Consider the following 17,926-nt stretch of genomic DNA (forward strand, 5'->3'; position numbering starts at 1 on the left):
TTTCCTTTTATAGCGGAGATTAGGAACAAACGCACCGGAATCTTGTTTTGCAATATCCCGATACGTTTGGATTTCGATTGAAAAAGCCGTACGAGGATGTCGCAAAAGTTAGTTTACTTTCTCGACATCCCTACGCAGGAGAATGGCTATCGTTTATTGGAGCGCTTCCATATATGAAGTTTTTCCGCTTCGGCAATGAGCGAATCTCTAAAATCGGGGTGCGCGACCGAAATTAAGGCTTCCGCCCGCTGCCATGCCGGTAAGCCCTTTAAGTTGACCTTTCCGTATTCGGTAACGAACCAATGGACATTCGCCCGCGTGTCGGTAACGACGGAACCGGGTTCAAGTGTCGGGCGGATACGGGAAGACAGTGTTCCATTCTTGTCCTTAAAGGTTGACGAACAGCAGATAAAGCTCTTACCGCCTTTGGATAAATATGCGCCCAATACGAAGTCAAGCTGTCCGCCCGCTCCCGAAATATGTTTTGTTCCCGATGTTTCGGCATTCACCTGGCCGAATAAATCAATATCCACTGCGTTATTGATGGACATAAAGTTATCGATCTGTGAAATAACCCGTGCATCGTTCGTGTAGGAAACGGGAGCCGCCATACATGCAGGATTGTTATGCACATAGTCGTAGAGCTTTTTTGTTCCTGCCGCAAAAGCAAACACTTGCCTCCCCGGATCGATCGCTTTCTTTGTGCCGGTAATTTTTCCCGCTTTTGCAATATCGACAAAAGCATCGACATACATTTCCGTGTGTACGCCGAGGTCTTTTAAATCGGACTTTGCAATCATCGCACCGAGCGTATTAGGCATACCGCCGATACCGAGCTGCAAGCACGCTCCGTTCGGAATTTCTTCGATAATAAGCTGTGCGACGGCCTTATCGACCTCGGTGGGTTCGCCTTTATCGACAAGCTCATCTATCGGCGGATTATCCCCTTCGATGATCATATCGACATCGGAAATGTGAATCTTATCATCGACGCCGTTTATACAGTTCGGCATATTAGTGTTGACTTCTACGATGACGATATCCGCACAATCCGTAACTGCTTTGAGGTGAGAGGCATTCAAACCGAAATTGAAAAAACCGTCTTTGTCCATCGGGGTCGTTTGGAAAACCGCTACGTTGAGGTGCTTAATATTTTCGTAATACCAGCGCGGCAACTCCGAATAGCGGAGCGGTATATAAAAGCCGAATCCGGCGGCGATGGTTTTACGTTCATACCCTGACATGTGCCAAGAATTCCACGTAAAGTGAGCCGCAGGAGCTTTTATTTTAAAGATTTCCGGCTCTCGCAACAAAACACCGCCTCTGATATTGATATCTTCAAGCTCAGGCAGCCGGGCGGCAAATGCTTTATCGAATGCGACTGTGGTGTTATTGCCCCATCCGTAATCAAGCCAATCGCCCGACTTGACCGCCTGAGTTGCTTTTTCCGCTGTAGTCAGCTTTTGTTTGTATAACGTACTGTAATCCATGACCATTCCTAGCGGTTATTGAACTTTTCGATTTTTTCTTTTTTGACAAAAGCGTTCATAGCCATTTTTTGGTCTTCCGTTGTAAAGCATTGAGCAAATTCTTCCGTTTCAATGGCAAGCGCTTTGTCGATGCTTACCTGCAGGCCTTTATTGATGGCTGCTTTTGCCTGTTTTATTGCAAAGGGAGCTTTTTGGCAAATGGTTTGCGCCATGGCGAGCGTTTCCTGCATTAAGGCTTCCGGTTTTGTTACTTTATTAACAAGACCGATTGCAAGCGCTTCCTCCGCTTTTATCGTGCGGCAGGTGTAGATCAGCTCTTTTGCACGCCCCGCCCCGACAAGTCGTGCGAGCCGCTGCGTACCACCAAATCCCGGCGTAATACCCAAGCCTGTTTCGGGCTGCGCAAAGCGGGCGGTTTCCGAGGCAATACGAATATCGCATGCCATCGCAAGTTCGCAGCCGCCGCCCAAAGCAAAGCCGTTTACTGCAGCAATAACAGGGCACGGGAAGTTTTCAATATGCAAAAACACCTTGTTCCCAAAGGCACCGTATTCTGCTGCCTGTGCCTTATTCTTATCTTTCATTTCCGAAATATCGGCGCCCGCTACAAAACTCTTTTCTCCGGCGCCGGTAATAATCACTGCATAAATGTTTTCAGCTTTTTCAACCTCATCCAATGCATGATTAAGGTCGGTCAACACCTCGGTGCTGAGCGCATTTAAAACCTGCGGTTTATTAATGGTGATTGTCGCAATATGTCCGTCTATATGGAACAGTACCGTATTCATCTGTCATGCCTCCGCTTTTACTTTGAATAGTCAAAAAAGCCTTTCCCGGTTTTACGTCCGAGTAATCCACCCCGTACCATCTTACGGATAAGCGTACAGCAGCGATATTTGCTGTCGCCCGTTTCACGATACAATACGTCCATAATCGCCAACACGACATCAAGACCGATTAAATCGCCGAGTGCAAGCGGCCCCATCGGATGATTTGCGCCGAGCTGCATTGCCGTATCGATATGTTCAGCAGTCGCAATACCTTCCTGCAGAATAAAAGCGGCTTCGTTAATCATAGGAATGAGGATCCGGTTTACAACAAAACCGGGTCCTTCTTGTACCTCAACGGGTGTTTTTCCCAAACTCTTTGCCGTTTCTATAATCGTATTTTTTACTTCGACAGGCGTGTTGACTCCTGAAATAACTTCTACCAACTTCATTCTATCGGCAGGATTAAAAAAGTGCATTCCAATAACAGGGTGCTTAATGCCCTTCGCAATTTCGGTAACAGACAGGGAAGATGTATTCGTCGCGAAAATGACTGATTCTTTACAAATACCATCCAACTCGGTAAAGAGCGTTTTTTTAGCTTCGGCGGTCTCCAATATAGCTTCGACAATTAAGTCGCTATCGGCTAAATCTTTGTATACGCCGGTCTTTAAATTGCCTTTGATGGAGGCAACCGCTTCTGCGGTTATCTTGCCCTTTGCGGCCAATTTGTCATAATTTGCCGCAATCTTATCTATTCCCGACTGTGCCCATTCGATCTTTATGTCGCACACCGTAACCTGATACCCGTTCGAAGCAAATGATGCGGCAATCCCCTGCCCCATCGTGCCTGCACCTACAACACCGATTTTCTTCATAGTGAAGCTCCTATACATACCATTTTGTAACACTTACCGCCCGAGAAGGGATATTCCGGGCGGTGCTGCCGCCGGCAACGCCGGTGAAAAGCGCCTCATAGACATCTCGAAAGGCTCAGTTGTTCTTCAGGGATGCCCAGCTTTAAACACAAATATAGCGTATCACAAAAAACGCCTAAAATAAAGCCCCAGTTTCCTTTAGATTTAATATGCGAGAGGTGACATCAATCATCGTCTACGCACTTTCCCTCCTTTCCGGCTTCCATACGGATAAGTACCCGGTATCCCATAGGCGTTCCCCTTCCCTATATCAATCAATAAATATAAAGCAAAATATTCATTGACATGCACGAAGTCTTTTGCTATATTAGCAATGAATAAATGATAAAATATTCACAAACATAGAGACGAGTGAGTAACCCCGAAACACTGTGACGAGGTATTAAACGCTCCGTATGAACGAAGGATGCAGTATGCCGAAAGCATTTACCGAAGAAGAACGAATAAAAATAAAAGAAGCGCTTATGGAAACCGCGCTCGATTTATTTCACGATAAGGGCACAAAATCGTTAAGTATAGCCGAATTGACCAAGCGGGTCGGTATTGCGCAGGGAAGTTTTTATCATTTTTGGAAGGATAAGGATGCATTGATTATCGAACTCATTGTGTACCGGTCAAATCAGAAACTACGCAATAGTGAAAAAAAGTTTTCAACTTCGCTTACCGACCCGGCAGCATTTCTCACGGACATGATATACAAATCTTCGATTGATCTTATGACAAAAATTCAAAGTCAGCCTATTTATCAGGATGCGTTTAAGCTATTTGAAGTAAAGGGCAAAAATGAAGTGCATAAAATCGAAATACTGTATCAAGATTTTTTAGCAAAGCTGATACAATATTGGGAACAAAATAATGCGGTAAAAAGGGTTGATAAAAAAGGCTTAATGAGCGCATTTATCGGAAGTTCGGTTTTGTGTTCTCAGTGTTATCAATTTGATAAATCGTATTTTAACGATGTACTGCAAACATTTATCTCCGGAATTGTGAATAAGTATATAGAAGTATAGCGGCATGAATGGAACCGCTTAAAAGAAAAAAGGAATAGAAACTGCACCGAAAATACTGTGCGCGTTTTCCTTAAAGGAGTTGAATACAATGCTGATAGCTGATTTTACACAGATACATAAAGATGATGTACCCATTGCAGGCGGTAAGGGCGCCAATCTTGGCGAGATGACTGCTGCGGGAATACCGGTTCCGAAAGGATTTGTGATTACCGCAGATGCGTATCGGGAATTTCTCAAAGAAAATAACATAGATGAAATTATCTTGCGTATTCTTACAGAAGCGCAAACGGATGAACAGGCATTGTTATCCGCAGCAGGAGTATTTCGAGAAAAAATCATAGTAGGACATTTTCCCGCTCAATTGGAAAAAGAGATACGGAATAAATATGCGGAACTCGGAGAAGCTGCGAGGGTTGCGGTTCGCTCATCGGCAACAGCGGAAGATTTACCCGATGCGAGTTTTGCAGGTCAGCAGGAAACGTATTTAAATGTGCAAGGGATAGAAGATGTCCTACTTCAAATACGCCATTGTTATGCCTCGCTATGGGGAGAGCGAGCGGTAAGTTACCGGTTTAACCAAGGGTATAATCAAAGCACTGTAGCGATTGCCGTTGTCATTCAAGAAATGGTAGAAAGTGAAAAAGCGGGCGTTCTGTTTACCGTCAATCCGGTAACACAAAACAAAGATGAAATACAGATCAATGCAAGTTACGGATTGGGGGAAAGTGTGGTAAGCGGCCGTGTAACGGCAGATAGTTATATTGTAAATAAATCAGGCGATATACTGGAAGTCACTATCGGAACTAAAGAAACGCAAATTGTCTATGCGGATAAAAACACAAAAGAAGAATCGGTAAGCGAGGAAAAAAGAACAGCGCAGGCATTGAATGATACTGAGATTGCAGCTCTGGTGAGCGCTGCATTAAAAATAGAAAAACACTACGGTATGCCGATGGATATTGAATGGGCAATACAAAAGAACGAAATATATATTTTGCAAGCACGCGCAATAACAACCTTAAAAAACAATGATGATGAGAAGCTTATTCAAAAATATATCTCAAAAAGGCCATTATCAAAAATGATGAAAGAAAATATGGCTTTTCAGTTTGAAAAAATGCCGTTTGCCTACCGTGCGTTGGACTTTGATTATATGATAGCAATTAACGACCAAAAAGCACGGATATTCGCAGAGGGCGGTATTGTTTTTAATTCAAATCCTACAATTGATGACGATGGTATTCAGACACTTCCGGAAAATAAAAAAGGGTTTACTCTGCGTATTTTTCATATCTTTAAAATCATACGGATGCTCAAAAATTTCGGCTATTGTTCGGACGTATGTAAAAATTTTATGGCTCAGTATGAACAAGAGATAGCACATATTAAAACCTTAGATTTCGAACATATAACATTAGCCGAATGTACTGTATTTATGGAACAGAGTTATGCGCTGACAGAAAAACTTACATACGATAGATTTAAATATGCCTTATTTCCATCTTTTTTAATGAGCAAAAAATTCACCAAAATAATCAAACGTGTAGATACGAACTACTCCGCCTTTGATTTTTATTGGGAACTCAATAATAAAACAGCTGTCGTTACCAATGATATTTCACGCATGGCGGATACGATACGGAAAAACACAGCTCTAACGGAAGCTATATTATCCGGAGAGAGCTTTAAAACATTATGTATCGATTTTCCTGTATTTAAACAGCTTGCGGATGATTTTATCAAATGCAACGGTTTTAAGTCTGATTACAACTGCTATTGCATCGAAGCAAAAACATTTATCGAAGATCCCGATAGGCTTGTCAATATTATACGCCCGTTATTAAACACCTCTGATACAGCCGATCAGCATTCCGATGATAATAAGAATAAAAATTATACGAATTTAATACAGCAATTAAAGCATATTTATGGAAACAAATATCCGCGTATAGAACAAGACATACAGCACTTCCGATACTTCCATGTCGTTCGAGAAGAATCGCAGTATCTCTGGGAAACACTCTTTTATTATGTTAGGCAGTGTGTAAAGCGGATAAATATTCTTCTATTAAATAGCGGAGATTATAAACATGGAATTGCAAATCTCTTTCACCGTGAGTTAATGGAAGTGTTGAAAGCCGGATATATCAGTGATGTTTATAAAGAAAAGATCGCAAGGCGGAATGAAAAATTTCCACTTGCGGAAAAGGTTTGGGAAGCTTCAAAATTACTGGTGTTCAATTCAAAGGGCAATGTGCTGAAAGGGGTGAGCGGAAGCCCGGGAACTGCTGTCGGAACGGTGCGCCTTATCCGCACACCTAAAGAATTTTATAAGATGCAAAAAGGAGATGTGCTTGTCTGTCATCTCACCGATCCTGAATGGACACCGCTTTTTAAACTTGCAAGCGCTGTCGTTGCGGATACCGGCTCTGCACTCAGCCATGCTGCGATTGTTGCACGGGAGTTTAATATACCGGCAGTATTAGGCGTCGGTTTTGCCACCACCAAATTCAAGGACGGCGACCTCATCACCGTTAACGGCAATACCGGTGAAGTGCGGAGCTGTTGAGATGGATTCAAAAGAACAAAGACGGTTTAACATTTTAACAAAGCCGATTTTGCCGTTGCTTATTAAAACGGCAATTCCGACAATCATCGGTATGTTGATCAGCGTTATATATAATTTAACCGATACCTTTTTTGTCGGACAATTACACAACAGCTCAATGATTGCGGCAATCGGTGTGGTATTTAGTTTTGTCAGTGTTATTCAAGCAATCGGTTTTTGGTACGGCTACGGCAGCGGTAATGTAATGTCAAAAAAAATCGGCGCAAAAGACTATGCGGAAGCGGAAATTTTTTCTTCAATAGGTATTGTCATTGCAATCGTAACCGGCATCGTAATCGCAATCGCAGCATATATTTTTGTTGTACCGCTTGCAAAACTGATCGGCGGTAGTGCATCGCAGGATGTACTCACCTTTACAGTGCAGTACTTAAAGATCATTATCATCAGCATTCCGTTCAGTTTATACGCAATAACCGTGTATAATCAGCTGCGCCTGTGCGGGAATGTACGCGATGGAATGATCGGCTTACTTTCCGGAATGTTGAGCAATATGGCGCTGGATCCGCTGCTGATGTTTCCGCTTAACATGGGGTTTATCGGTGCAGGCTATGCAACGCTCATCGGCCAGATAATCGGGTGCATTGTGTTGACGCTCTTAGCAAAACGACACGAGAGTATTTCGTTCAATCTAAAAAAAGTACAATGCAACAAGGCGCGCATGTATCATATTCTTGCGGGAGGGCTTCCTAATTTTTCGCGGCAGGCAATTACCGGTGCCGCATTGGTGCTGCTCAATGTTACGGCAGCGCACTACGGTGAAAGTATGATTGCTGCTTTGACGATAAGTTCAAAAGTTGTCGCATTGGCTTTTATGATTATGATCGGCTGGGGACAGGGGTTTCAACCGATTTGTGCAATGAATTACGGCGCAAAAAAATACTCCAGAGTAAAAAGAGCTTTTATTACTACCGTTGCCGTGGGTACCGTTTTTTTAACAATCGCCTCAATAATCTTATACATCTTTGCCGAACAATGTATGCAGATGATGTCAAACGATGATGAAGTTGTATCTACCGGAATTAAGATACTCAGGATGCAATGCTTCTCGCTGCCGTTGCTCGGCGCTTTTGCCGTCAGCAGTATGTTCATGCAGAATATCGGCAATTATTTTTCAGCGCTCCTGATATCAATTTCACGGCAAGGCTTTTTTTATGTGCCGCTCTTATATGTTTTACCTGCCCTATACGGAAAAACCGGGATCTACCTGCTGCAGCCGGTTTCCGATTTTTTATCGTTCCTGTTTGCCGTTGCGGTGGTGTGTAGGTGGTATGGGAAAAAGAACCCATCCAATAGTTGTACAAATTAGTTAAAGTATTCCTATCATTTCACAATTTTAATACCTTTATTGTTTTTTATAATTATGCTAAGCTCTCACCTATGACCAGTATAAGCAATGTTATCGAAAATTTCACCGGCTTTTTTACTACCGAAACAAACGAAATACTCACTGCAAAAATATGGAGTATTACACAATTTATTGTAATTCTTTTTGTTCTCTCTCTCTTCTTTAGAGTAGTTAATTCCATCGTAAAAAAAATTACCGTAAAAAAATGTTCACTGCAAATACAGCATGTAATCAATAAGATTATCCGATACGCGGGTTTTACTGTCATGGTGTTAACAGCCTTTCATCGTTTAGGCATAGATATCAGTGCAATACTCGGAGCTGCGGGAATTGCCGGCGTTGCTATTGGCTTTGCAGCACAAACTTCAATATCAAATATTATTTCCGGACTCTTTGTTATAACCGAACGGGCATTTAAAATAAACGACACTATCGAAGTAAACGGGACAATAGGCACTGTGCAAGCAATTAATTTATTGTCGGTTATTCTCAAAACATTTGACAGCCAATATGTCAGAATTCCGAATGAGACCATCATAAAAGCAAACCTGATTAATTACTCACAGTTTCCGTATCGGCGTGTAAAGACGGAATTGTCCGTCGCTTATGGTACTGATTTAAGAAGAACGGAACAAATTCTATTAGCCGTTGCAAAAAACAATGCATTCACTCTTGATGATCCGGCGCCTTCAATTCTTTGGACAAGCTTTTCAAGTTCAAGTATTGATTTTACGCTTATGACATGGACAAAAATCGAAGACTTTAGAAATTTACGTAATTCATTATTCATCGAAATAGATGAAAAGCTTAAACAGGAAAATATAATCGTACCCTTCCAGCAACTCGACATTCATATAAAGGATGACTAAACAATAACGATACCCGAACTTGACCAATCAATACCTCCAACACAGAGCATTGCCGAGGACGGCGGGTATTAAACTCTCCGCACAAATAAAAAACCTCTCAGCCCTTACATTGTAAGTTCCGGCAGATATTGCAAAAACAAAACGTCCCTCTGAAATAGTATGCTTATGTTACAGCGACTTGAAGAAAAATGAGCCGTACGAAATATTTTTATCTTTTATAAATTTAATGCGATCTGCTATAAACACAGACCGCATTTTATGCACAATGATTTAATAACCGTCTTGTCCTACTTTGACTTAATTGCGTTGTTCCATGCTTCGAGCAGGCGGTTCTTGTTTTGACCCGACCAGATAAAATCATATTTAATGAGCTTGGTATCACGTAATGCAACAGCTTCATCGGGAGTATGCGCATCGGGATTAGTCAAGAAGTGATAGGAGTCGGTATATTTCTGACCGATTTCGAGGCACGCGGGAGTCATACACCAGTCGATGAATATCTTGGCAGCTTCAGCCTCGGGAGCGCCTTTGATCATAGCAACGGATCCAACCTCGTAACTGGTACCATCTTTCGGAACGGAAAGATGAATGTTGGTATAACCTTGTTTCATCAACCGGATACCGTTGTGCAAAAAGGTAATACCGACGGCGCATTCGCCGAGCGCAGCCGACCGGGACGGCGCTTCACCGCTTTTAGTATACTGCTTAACTTGACCGTTCAACGCCTTCATATACTGAATACCTTCTTTTTCTCCCCGCATCTGTACCATTGTTGAAAGCAACAAATAACCGGTGGATGCAGAACCGGGATTCGATACGATAATTTGTCCTTTAAATTCAGGCTTTAATAAGTCGTTCCACGATTCAGGATAGGCGACACCGGGGTGATCTTCAAACCAGCGTTTGTCGCAGATAAAACCGAGATAGCCTACGGTAAGCCCTGTCCAATAACCTTCCGCATCTTTAAAGTTCGGTGCAATTTTTGCGGCAGACGGCGAAACGTATGCTTCCAATAATCCCTCACCCTTTGCAGTGATGAACGAATCGGCAGATCCGCCGTACCATACGCTTGCTTTCGGGTTTGCTTTTTCCGCACGAATCCGGCCCAAGGCTTCGCCTGCGCTCATACGTACAAAATCGACGTGAATACCGGTTGCTTTTTCAAACTCTGCTGCAACCTTCATACCGTACTCTTCAACATAACCGACATACATCGTCAAATGTTTCGGTTTTCCATTCCCCTGCTCCGCTTGCCCACCCATAGCAAAGAGCATTCCTGCAGCAACGATCGCTGCAAGCATCATACTGCACATTTTTTTCATATAGACCTCCTCATTAATGGGAACCTCTGAAAATCCAGCTTGGTTTTTTAGAGGTGTCCTAATCTACTATATATATGCTATCCTCATGCAGACGGATAGATACATGCTCATTTTCTGCAAACAGCTTACCGCCCATCGGGTTAAGTTGTTCGGCATCCAGTACGATATCGCCGAGTTTAACTCGGTACTCTTGGTGTGCGCCCATAAAAGCAGACATCACAATATCGCCTTCAAACTGACCTTCCGTACCGACCGTTACGGATTCGGGGCGCACTACGGCGGTTACCGTGTCGCCTACGGCGAATTGCTTTTTTGCATAATTTGTTATGTGCAACACCGTACCGTACAGTTCAACGGCAAGGCCGTGCTCATCACGCCCCTTTACCTCGCCCTTAATAAAGTTTGCCCGCCCGATAAAGTCGGCGACAAAAACAGAAGCAGGACGCAGATATACTTCTTGCGGTGTTCCTACCTGCTCTATCTTCCCCTTATTCATAATGATGATACGGTCGGAAAGCGCCATTGCTTCCGCCTGATCGTGGGTTACATAGATACTCGTAACACCGAGCTTACGCTGAATCTTGCGGATTTCGGTACGCATATTTACGCGCAGTTTTGCATCGAGGTTAGACAGCGGTTCATCAAACAGCATTACAGCAGGTTCCATAATGAGGGCACGGGCAAGTGCCACACGCTGCTGCTGTCCGCCGGATATCTGCGTTGGGAAGCGGCTTTCCATACCGGTTAGCCCGACCAGCTCAATCATCGCTCCGACCTTTCGGCTGATTTCTTCTTTAGATAATTTACGGAGCCTCAATCCGTATGAAATGTTATTAAACACATCATAATGGGGAAATAACGCATACGATTGGAACACCATCGCAGTATCGCGCTTATCAGGAGTTAAACTATTAATCCGCTCATTTCCCAGAAACATATCGCCTGACGTCGGTGTTTCAAAACCTGCGATCATCCGCAGCGTAGTGGTTTTTCCGCAGCCGGAAGGACCAAGCAGCGTTACGAATTCGCCTGCATTGATGGTAAGATCAATATCATTGACCGCGCGGAACACCGACTTATCGGGAGAAACATATTCTTTTACAATGTGCTCTAACCGTACCGGTTGAGATTTCTCATTCTTTACCATATCGTTACCTCATTGTGTGAACAAGGGTATCTCTAAAAACTAACCGAGCTTTTAGAGATACCCATTATGTCAATTTAATGTCTTTTTTATTTACGCCGAGCAACCGTATCAGCCGGTAGAGGATTGCAATCGCAATGTATACAACGACAATCAGCATCGTTGATAAGGCCGAAGCGACGCCGAATTTTCCCGAGTCTACCTGATCGAGAATGGAAACCGTCAAAAGCTTGTACCGTGCCGATACCAAAAAGATAACGGCGCTGATCGATGTCATACTCTTTACAAAAGTGTAGACGAGTCCGCCGAAAAATGCGGTTTTAATGAGCGGCAGTGTAACGGTTGTAAATGTCGTAAACGAGTTCGCGCCTAAATCAGCCGCTGCTTCTTCTATAGAAGGATCAATCTGCTTTAACGAGGTTACACCCGATTGTACGCCGACGGGAAGATAGCGGAACACATACGACAGCACGATGATGAGCATTGTACCGGTAAGCACAAGCGGCGGAGTATTAAAGGACAGCACATAACCGATTCCCATGACCGTACCCGGCACCGTCATACCGAGCATCGAAATCAATTCCATTGCTTTTCTACCGACAAACCGCTTACGTACCGTTAAAAAGGCGATAACCATTGCCAATATACCGGTAACCGGAGTCGCAAGCGCCGCCATCAACGTTGAATCACGGAGACTCTTCATACCGATACCGAATGCATACCGGTAGTGTTCAAGAGTGAACGTATAATTAATACCCCACAGTTTAACGAACGAAACAAGCGGAATGAGGATATACAAGCCGATAACGATGAACGAAATAAAATAGCAGCCTGCATTGATGGGCGCTGCGATATGTTTTTCATCAATGAGCACTCGTCCGCGTGCCGCCTTGCCGGTAATGGTAACAAAGGTTTTCTTTTCTACCCAGAGCTTACTAAGCGCAAAAAGACCGATCGAAATCAGCAGCAATAAAATAGCCACTGCTGCGCCGCCCTGCATATCATAATTACCGATTGCCTGATAGTAAATTTGTGTCGCTAAGGTTTGATAGTTGCCGCCGATGGTGATGGGATTCCCGAAGTCGGCAACCGATTTGATAAATACCAGCAAAAATGCGTTCGCAATACCGGGTAAGCAAAGCGGCAACGTAACGTGAAGAAAGGTCTTGCCCCGTGAAGCACCCATATTGCGGGCTGCTTCTTCAATTGAAGGATCAATCGAACCGAGCACTCCGTTTAAAAGCAAGTATGCAATAGGAAAGTACGAGAGCGTTTGTGCAAACAAAAGCCCGCGGAATCCGTAGATATTCACATCCTGTAAACCGAGCAGCGTGTAAGAAATCAGCCCCCTGCTGCCGAACAACAAGATAATCGACAATGCGATGGCAAAAGGCGGCGAAACAATCGGAAGCATGGCAATCAGGTTGAAAAGCCGCTTCCAGCGCATGTGGACATAAGCGGCACTGTAGGCAAACAAAAAACCGATAGCAGTAGAAAGGATGCCGCTCGCTGCCCCAAGCGTCAAACTATGACTGAGTGCCTTAAAATTTTCTTCCGACGTAAACGCACGGAGATATGCATCAAAGGAAACGACACCTTCATACGAAATAAAACTTTGAATGAGTACTTTTACTAATGGGATAACGGCAAACACAATCAGCGAAACCATTGTAAATATAATGGTAAACACTAAAAGCGGATCAACCGGTTTGTTTGACGCCGGCATCTTCAGCATATCTGCAATCTCCTTCTAAACGATCCCTCAAAAAAACAATTGAGGTGAACTATACTAATAGCTTACACCGAAGAATATCTGCTGTCAAGAAAAAAATATTCCTTGCATAAAAAAAATTTTCAAGATATACTAATAAGAGAGATGGTCAATAAGATGAATACAGAAAGCGAAACAACAGTAAGTGTTCTTTATACTATTAAAAACCAGTATGGATCACTCAGTGAAAAAGAACGGCTCATTGCAGATTTTATTATCGAGCACAAAGGGGCTACTGTTGATCCAAGTATCACCGAGCTGGCAGCACAAATCGGTATCAGCGAGGCGACACTGGTACGGTTTGTTAAAAAGCTCGGTTATCAAGGCTATCAGAAATTCCGTATTGCGCTTGCCCGCGAAAGTGCTGCCGATAATGCGCATATTTTTGAAATAGCGGTTGACGGAGATGAGCAGGAAGAAGATGTTATCGACCGTATCTTTAAACATACCATACAGGCGCTCGAATCCAGCCGGAAACTCCTCGATAAAAAAGCCGTCATAAAAGCAGCGGAGCTTATGACAACTGCCCGACATTTGCTGCTGTTCGGATTCGGCGGTTCAAATGTAAACGCCCGCGATGCTTATCATAAGCTGTTACGGACGGGGCTTGCATGTATGTACACTGATGAATTTCACATGCAGCTCATGCTCGCTTCACAGGCATGCGCTGAGGATGTGGCATTGCTGTTTAGCCATTCGGGAAGAAATTATGATATTGTTGCGTTGGCAGAGGAGTTGAAAACACATAAATGCCCGATCGTTGTCATAACCAGTTATGACAACTCACCGCTTGCGCATTGTGCGGATATATTGCTGACGGTGAGTCCCGTACTCAATTCGGTTATTTCGGAATCGTTTTCGGACAGTTTGGCGGTGGGTACGCTCATTAATGTGCTCTACGTTGAGGTCATGAATAGGCTGAAAGAAACCGGCTTACAGAACTTAGCAAAAATGCGCAGAGCAATTGCAGGGAGAAGAATATGAAAGCATCTATCGGTATTATCGGCCTTGCCGTTATGGGAGAAAATCTTGCATTAAATATGGAAAGCAAAGGTTACACTGTTGCGGTGTTTGATATTCGCCCTGAACGGCCGGATGAATTTGCCGGTTCAAAGGGTGCGGGAAAGCGGTTTATTCCTGCACACAGTCTGTCGGAATTGGCCGCTTCTCTTGAACGTCCCCGGAAAATCTTGATGATGATAAAGGCCGGAGAGCCTGTCGATCAGGTGATTCAAAGTCTACTGCCGATTTTAGATGAAGGCGATGTTATTATTGACGGCGGTAATTCCAACTTTGCCGATACGGAGCGGCGTATAAAACAGGTTGAAGCAAAAGGAATCTTGTATATTGGGATGGGAGTTTCCGGCGGAGAAGAAGGTGCTCTGAACGGGCCGTCTCTTATGCCCGGCGGAAGCGCAGCCGCATGGCCGCTTGTACAACCGCTGCTGCAAACCATTGCCGCACACATAGATACGAGCCCCTGTTGTAATTGGATTGGAACAGGCGGTGCAGGGCATTTTGTTAAAATGGTGCATAACGGGATTGAATACGGTGATATGCAGCTTATCTGCGAAATATACGACATTATGCGCAAAGTGCTCAAAATGCCTAACGAAGTGATGAGCACGGTTTTCTCCGATTGGGATAAAGGAGAACTCTGTTCGTATCTGATAGAAATCACTGCGAATATCCTCAACTACCACGATACGGACGGATCCTATTTAATCGACAAAATTGCAGATACAGCCGCACAAAAGGGAACAGGTAAGTGGGCAGGTATGACGGCCTTATCCGAGAGTGTTCCCCTCACGTTGATTACCGAGTCGGTATATGCCCGCTGTTTAAGCAGTCAACGGACACAGCGGACGGAAACGTCGGAAGTATTCTCCGGTATACAAACAAAGGCACCGGATGCAGCAGGAATATCTGTTGCCGAACAGTCCGACACATCTGCCACCGGCAATGAAGTCTTACGCATTTTGCATGATGCGCTTTACGCTGCTAAGATTATTTCCTATGCACAAGGATTCGAGTTGATTAAAACAGCGGATGAGCATCACAGCTGGGGAATCGATCTCGGAGAACTTGCACTTCTCTGGCGCGGAGGCTGCATTATTCGATCGGTGTTTTTGGAGAAAATCAGCGAGGCCTACATCCGCAATAAAGATTTACAGAATTTAATTGCCGATCCCTATTTTAGCGGAGTTTTATGCCGTACGCAGCTTGCACTGCGGCAAGCGGTAACGTTCGCTGTTCTCAATGGAGTTCCTGTTCCGGCGCTTTCCGCAGCGCTGGCATGGTTCGACGGTATACGCTGTACCCATCTTCCGGCAAATCTTTTACAAGCGCAGCGCGACTACTTCGGTGCGCACACGTATGAACGCACCGATAAAGCTCCGGGTACATTTTTCCATACAAACTGGACAGGTTGCGGAGGAGAAACATCATCTACAAGCTATACGGTGTAAAAAGTAGAGACTTGTACACCGCTTCGATACTAAGACAAGCCAATTAACACACTTATTCCTACCGGCATCACCATGCGGCGACAGTAATGACACACCTCAATACGAAAGAAACGGTTCCTTCCCCTTACCCGCGCCGCACACGGTCAAACCAAGTTTCGGGTTCCTTGTTCCATTCAAGCGCGATAGCGGCTTCTTCGGGGCTTAAATACTTTTCTTTTTGCAAGAGCTCAATTAAAACCGAAAAACGAGAGAGCGATTCAAAGGGGCAGTTTTCGTTTTTAAAATTGGCATCAGCCTGCGCAAATTGATAAGAAAAAATCGCTTTTAAACTCACCTCGGCGGCTCCGGCTGCACGTAAGGACTTCACCGCGCCGATGCTGCTCTTCCCCGTCGAGATCAAATCTTCGATAAGCGCTATCTTCTTACCCGCAACGGCCGCCCCTTCTATTGTGCTGCCCGTTCCGTGATCTTTCGGCGCGGAACGCACGTAAGCAAGCGGTTTGTTCAAGGCGTTTGCAATGAAAGCTGCCCACGGAACCCCCGCCGTAGCAACACCCGCAATCACATCGGTATCGGCAGGAATTAATTGCGTAAAGGCCTCCGTAATGAGGGTGCGCTGTTGAGGCCAACCTAAAAGAGAGCGGTTATCGCAATAGATGGGGCTGCGTATTCCCGAAGCAAAGGTGAAGGGCTCCGCAACATTAATCTTGACGGCTTTTACCTCAAAGAGCGTGCGGGCAACCGCAATTTCTATTTCTTTTTTATCACGACAAATCGAATTACTCACAATACTCATAAATACCCCTATAAAAATATATATCAGACATCCCTAAAAGCACACTGCTTTCGGAACTTTCTCATTTCTTATGACTGAAATACGAAACGTCCGGCGGGGCGTTCCGGTAAGTCGGCGGCGAAACGGCCGTCGAGGTAGACTATCTTGCCGTTTACAATAGTCATATAATTTCTACCGATAAAGTTCCAGCCCTCAAAAGGAGACCATCCGCATTTCGATACTATGTCCTTTCGGCCGAGCTGCCAGTGTACCGCGGTGTCGGCAACGGTAATATCGGCATCGGCGCCTTTTGCAAGTACTCCCTTGCGCGTTAGTCCGAGGATTGCAGCAGGATTTTCACTCATCAGCTTTTGAAGCAGCGGCAGCGTGATATCTCCTTCCGCCGCCGCAGTAAGCATCAGCGCCAGCGAGGTTTCGGCGCCGGGTATGCCGAAAGTCAGCTGTGCCAGTTTTTCATCCAGCGTATGAGGCGCGTGATCGGTGCCGATGGTATCGACATATCCGTCCCGAATGGCCTGCATCAAAAATGCAGTATCGGATTGCGCTTTCAGTTCGGGCTTCATCCGCAACAGCATATCGGCTTCGGGGCTCGCTTCCCGCATACCGGTGTGTAAAAAAAGATGATGAGGCGTTACTTCCGCATAAATGGGATGCTGCCGGTTATGTAATGCAGGATTTTGCTTCGCCTTGATGACCGTCCGCATCTCTTCTTCGGAAGAAATATGGCAAATATACAGACCGTTCCCATAGCGGGCATTCAGCTCAATCGCTTTGTCGATCATCTCCGCTTCGGCATGCACAAAGACCAAGCCGCCGACCTTAAAAATTTCAGCCAGCAGAGCGGTATCTTCAATCAGCATAAGACCGGTGCTCACATTCATAAACACCTTCGTGCTGCGCGCCTGACCGCTGCCGATAACGCGCCGAATTTCATCAATATTATTGTTTTTTGAAGCGCCGAAGTGGAAGCCGAAATTAACAGCTGAAACCCGCGCCGCCTGTGCAATTTTTTCCGTAAGCGCCTGAGCCGTTACCGTCGGAGGCTGCGTATTCGGCATATCAAAAAAGGTCGTTATGCCGCCTTTTGCACAGGCGCGCGAGCCGGTATAAAAATCTTCTTTGTGAGTAAGCCCCGGATCTCTCATGTGGGTGTGTAGGTCGATAATACCCGGCATGACGAGGCGGCCTTCCAAGTCAACAACCCCGACGCGACCTTCCAAGTCAATTTCCTGCGAATCCTGTACGGCATCCACCTCTTTTGGATAATTCTGATCGGACATGCTCTGTTTGATGATGATATCTTCTATTATATCGCCGTTGATTACAAGGTCGATAATTTCGTTGCGGACGGTTTTCCCGTTTTTGAGTATGAGCACC

14 protein-coding genes are annotated in these 17,926 nt (G+C 44.7%); 6 read left to right on the forward strand and 8 right to left on the reverse strand.

Going from position 1 to position 17,926, the window contains the following annotated elements:
• Positions 1–146: 146 nt before the first annotated feature.
• From ABH09_RS09630 to ABH09_RS09640, 3 genes are read right to left on the reverse strand one after another with little or no spacing between them, the layout of a single operon-like run.
• Positions 147–1,490: a butyryl-CoA:acetate CoA-transferase gene (locus ABH09_RS09630; protein ID WP_253714219.1), complete on the reverse strand. Its 1,344-nt coding sequence runs from the start codon at positions 1,488–1,490 to the stop codon at positions 147–149.
• Between the two features lie 8 nt (positions 1,491–1,498).
• Positions 1,499–2,278, reverse strand: coding sequence for a short-chain-enoyl-CoA hydratase (locus ABH09_RS09635; protein WP_162664108.1), 780 nt, complete (start codon positions 2,276–2,278; stop codon positions 1,499–1,501).
• Between the two features lie 17 nt (positions 2,279–2,295).
• Positions 2,296–3,135, reverse strand: a complete 840-nt coding sequence (locus ABH09_RS09640) for a 3-hydroxyacyl-CoA dehydrogenase family protein (RefSeq protein ID WP_253714220.1) — start codon at positions 3,133–3,135, stop codon at positions 2,296–2,298.
• Between the two features lie 473 nt (positions 3,136–3,608).
• Here ABH09_RS09640 and ABH09_RS09645 point away from each other — a divergent pair, with 473 nt between their 5' ends.
• The 4 genes from ABH09_RS09645 to ABH09_RS09660 all read left to right on the forward strand — a co-directional run bounded on the left by ABH09_RS09645 (position 3,609) and on the right by ABH09_RS09660 (position 9,048).
• Entirely contained in the window at positions 3,609–4,205 is a 597-nt protein-coding gene (locus ABH09_RS09645; RefSeq protein WP_253714221.1) for a TetR/AcrR family transcriptional regulator, read from the forward strand.
• A 91-nt stretch (positions 4,206–4,296) separates the two neighbouring features.
• Complete coding sequence (locus tag ABH09_RS09650) at positions 4,297–6,774, forward strand: PEP/pyruvate-binding domain-containing protein (RefSeq protein ID WP_253715765.1); 2,478 nt, start codon at positions 4,297–4,299, stop codon at positions 6,772–6,774.
• Between the two features lies 1 nt (position 6,775).
• On the forward strand, positions 6,776–8,140 hold the full coding sequence (locus ABH09_RS09655; RefSeq protein ID WP_253714222.1) for an MATE family efflux transporter: 1,365 nt from the start codon (positions 6,776–6,778) through the stop codon (positions 8,138–8,140).
• A gap of 71 nt (positions 8,141–8,211) precedes the next feature.
• Positions 8,212–9,048 carry a mechanosensitive ion channel family protein gene (locus ABH09_RS09660; protein ID WP_162664113.1) on the forward strand — a complete coding sequence of 279 codons (837 nt, stop codon included), beginning with the start codon at positions 8,212–8,214 and terminating at the stop codon, positions 9,046–9,048.
• A 287-nt stretch (positions 9,049–9,335) separates the two neighbouring features.
• Here ABH09_RS09660 and ABH09_RS09665 read toward each other — a convergent pair whose 3' ends face one another.
• The 3 genes from ABH09_RS09665 to ABH09_RS09675 form a co-directional block, all read right to left on the reverse strand.
• Complete coding sequence (locus ABH09_RS09665; RefSeq protein WP_253714223.1) at positions 9,336–10,370, reverse strand: ABC transporter substrate-binding protein; 1,035 nt, start codon at positions 10,368–10,370, stop codon at positions 9,336–9,338.
• Positions 10,371–10,428: 58 nt separating this feature from the next.
• Positions 10,429–11,517, reverse strand: a complete 1,089-nt coding sequence (locus ABH09_RS09670; protein WP_162664115.1) for an ABC transporter ATP-binding protein — start codon at positions 11,515–11,517, stop codon at positions 10,429–10,431.
• A 64-nt stretch (positions 11,518–11,581) separates the two neighbouring features.
• Positions 11,582–13,249 carry an ABC transporter permease gene (locus ABH09_RS09675; RefSeq protein WP_162664116.1) on the reverse strand — a complete coding sequence of 556 codons (1,668 nt, stop codon included), beginning with the start codon at positions 13,247–13,249 and terminating at the stop codon, positions 11,582–11,584.
• Between the two features lie 153 nt (positions 13,250–13,402).
• Between ABH09_RS09675 and ABH09_RS09680 the strand changes: the two genes are divergently transcribed.
• Both ABH09_RS09680 and gnd read left to right on the forward strand, forming a co-directional pair.
• Positions 13,403–14,269 carry a MurR/RpiR family transcriptional regulator gene (locus tag ABH09_RS09680; protein ID WP_162664117.1) on the forward strand — a complete coding sequence of 289 codons (867 nt, stop codon included), beginning with the start codon at positions 13,403–13,405 and terminating at the stop codon, positions 14,267–14,269.
• On the forward strand, positions 14,266–15,753 hold the full coding sequence (gene gnd / locus ABH09_RS09685) for a decarboxylating NADP(+)-dependent phosphogluconate dehydrogenase (RefSeq protein WP_253714224.1): 1,488 nt from the start codon (positions 14,266–14,268) through the stop codon (positions 15,751–15,753). The genes ABH09_RS09680 and gnd overlap by 4 nt, the downstream gene beginning before the upstream one ends.
• Positions 15,754–15,877: 124 nt before the next feature.
• On the opposite strand, the gene pyrE is transcribed toward gnd, so the two are convergent.
• Both pyrE and ABH09_RS09695 read right to left on the reverse strand, forming a co-directional pair.
• On the reverse strand, positions 15,878–16,549 hold the full coding sequence (gene pyrE / locus ABH09_RS09690; protein WP_253714225.1) for an orotate phosphoribosyltransferase: 672 nt from the start codon (positions 16,547–16,549) through the stop codon (positions 15,878–15,880).
• 68 nt (positions 16,550–16,617) lie between these two features.
• On the reverse strand, positions 16,618–17,925 hold the full coding sequence (locus tag ABH09_RS09695; protein ID WP_253714226.1) for a dihydroorotase: 1,308 nt from the start codon (positions 17,923–17,925) through the stop codon (positions 16,618–16,620).
• Between the last annotated feature and the right edge of the window lies 1 nt (position 17,926).

Source organism: Treponema sp. OMZ 803 (genome assembly GCF_024181165.1).
Lineage (GTDB): Bacteria > Spirochaetota > Spirochaetia > Treponematales > Treponemataceae > Treponema.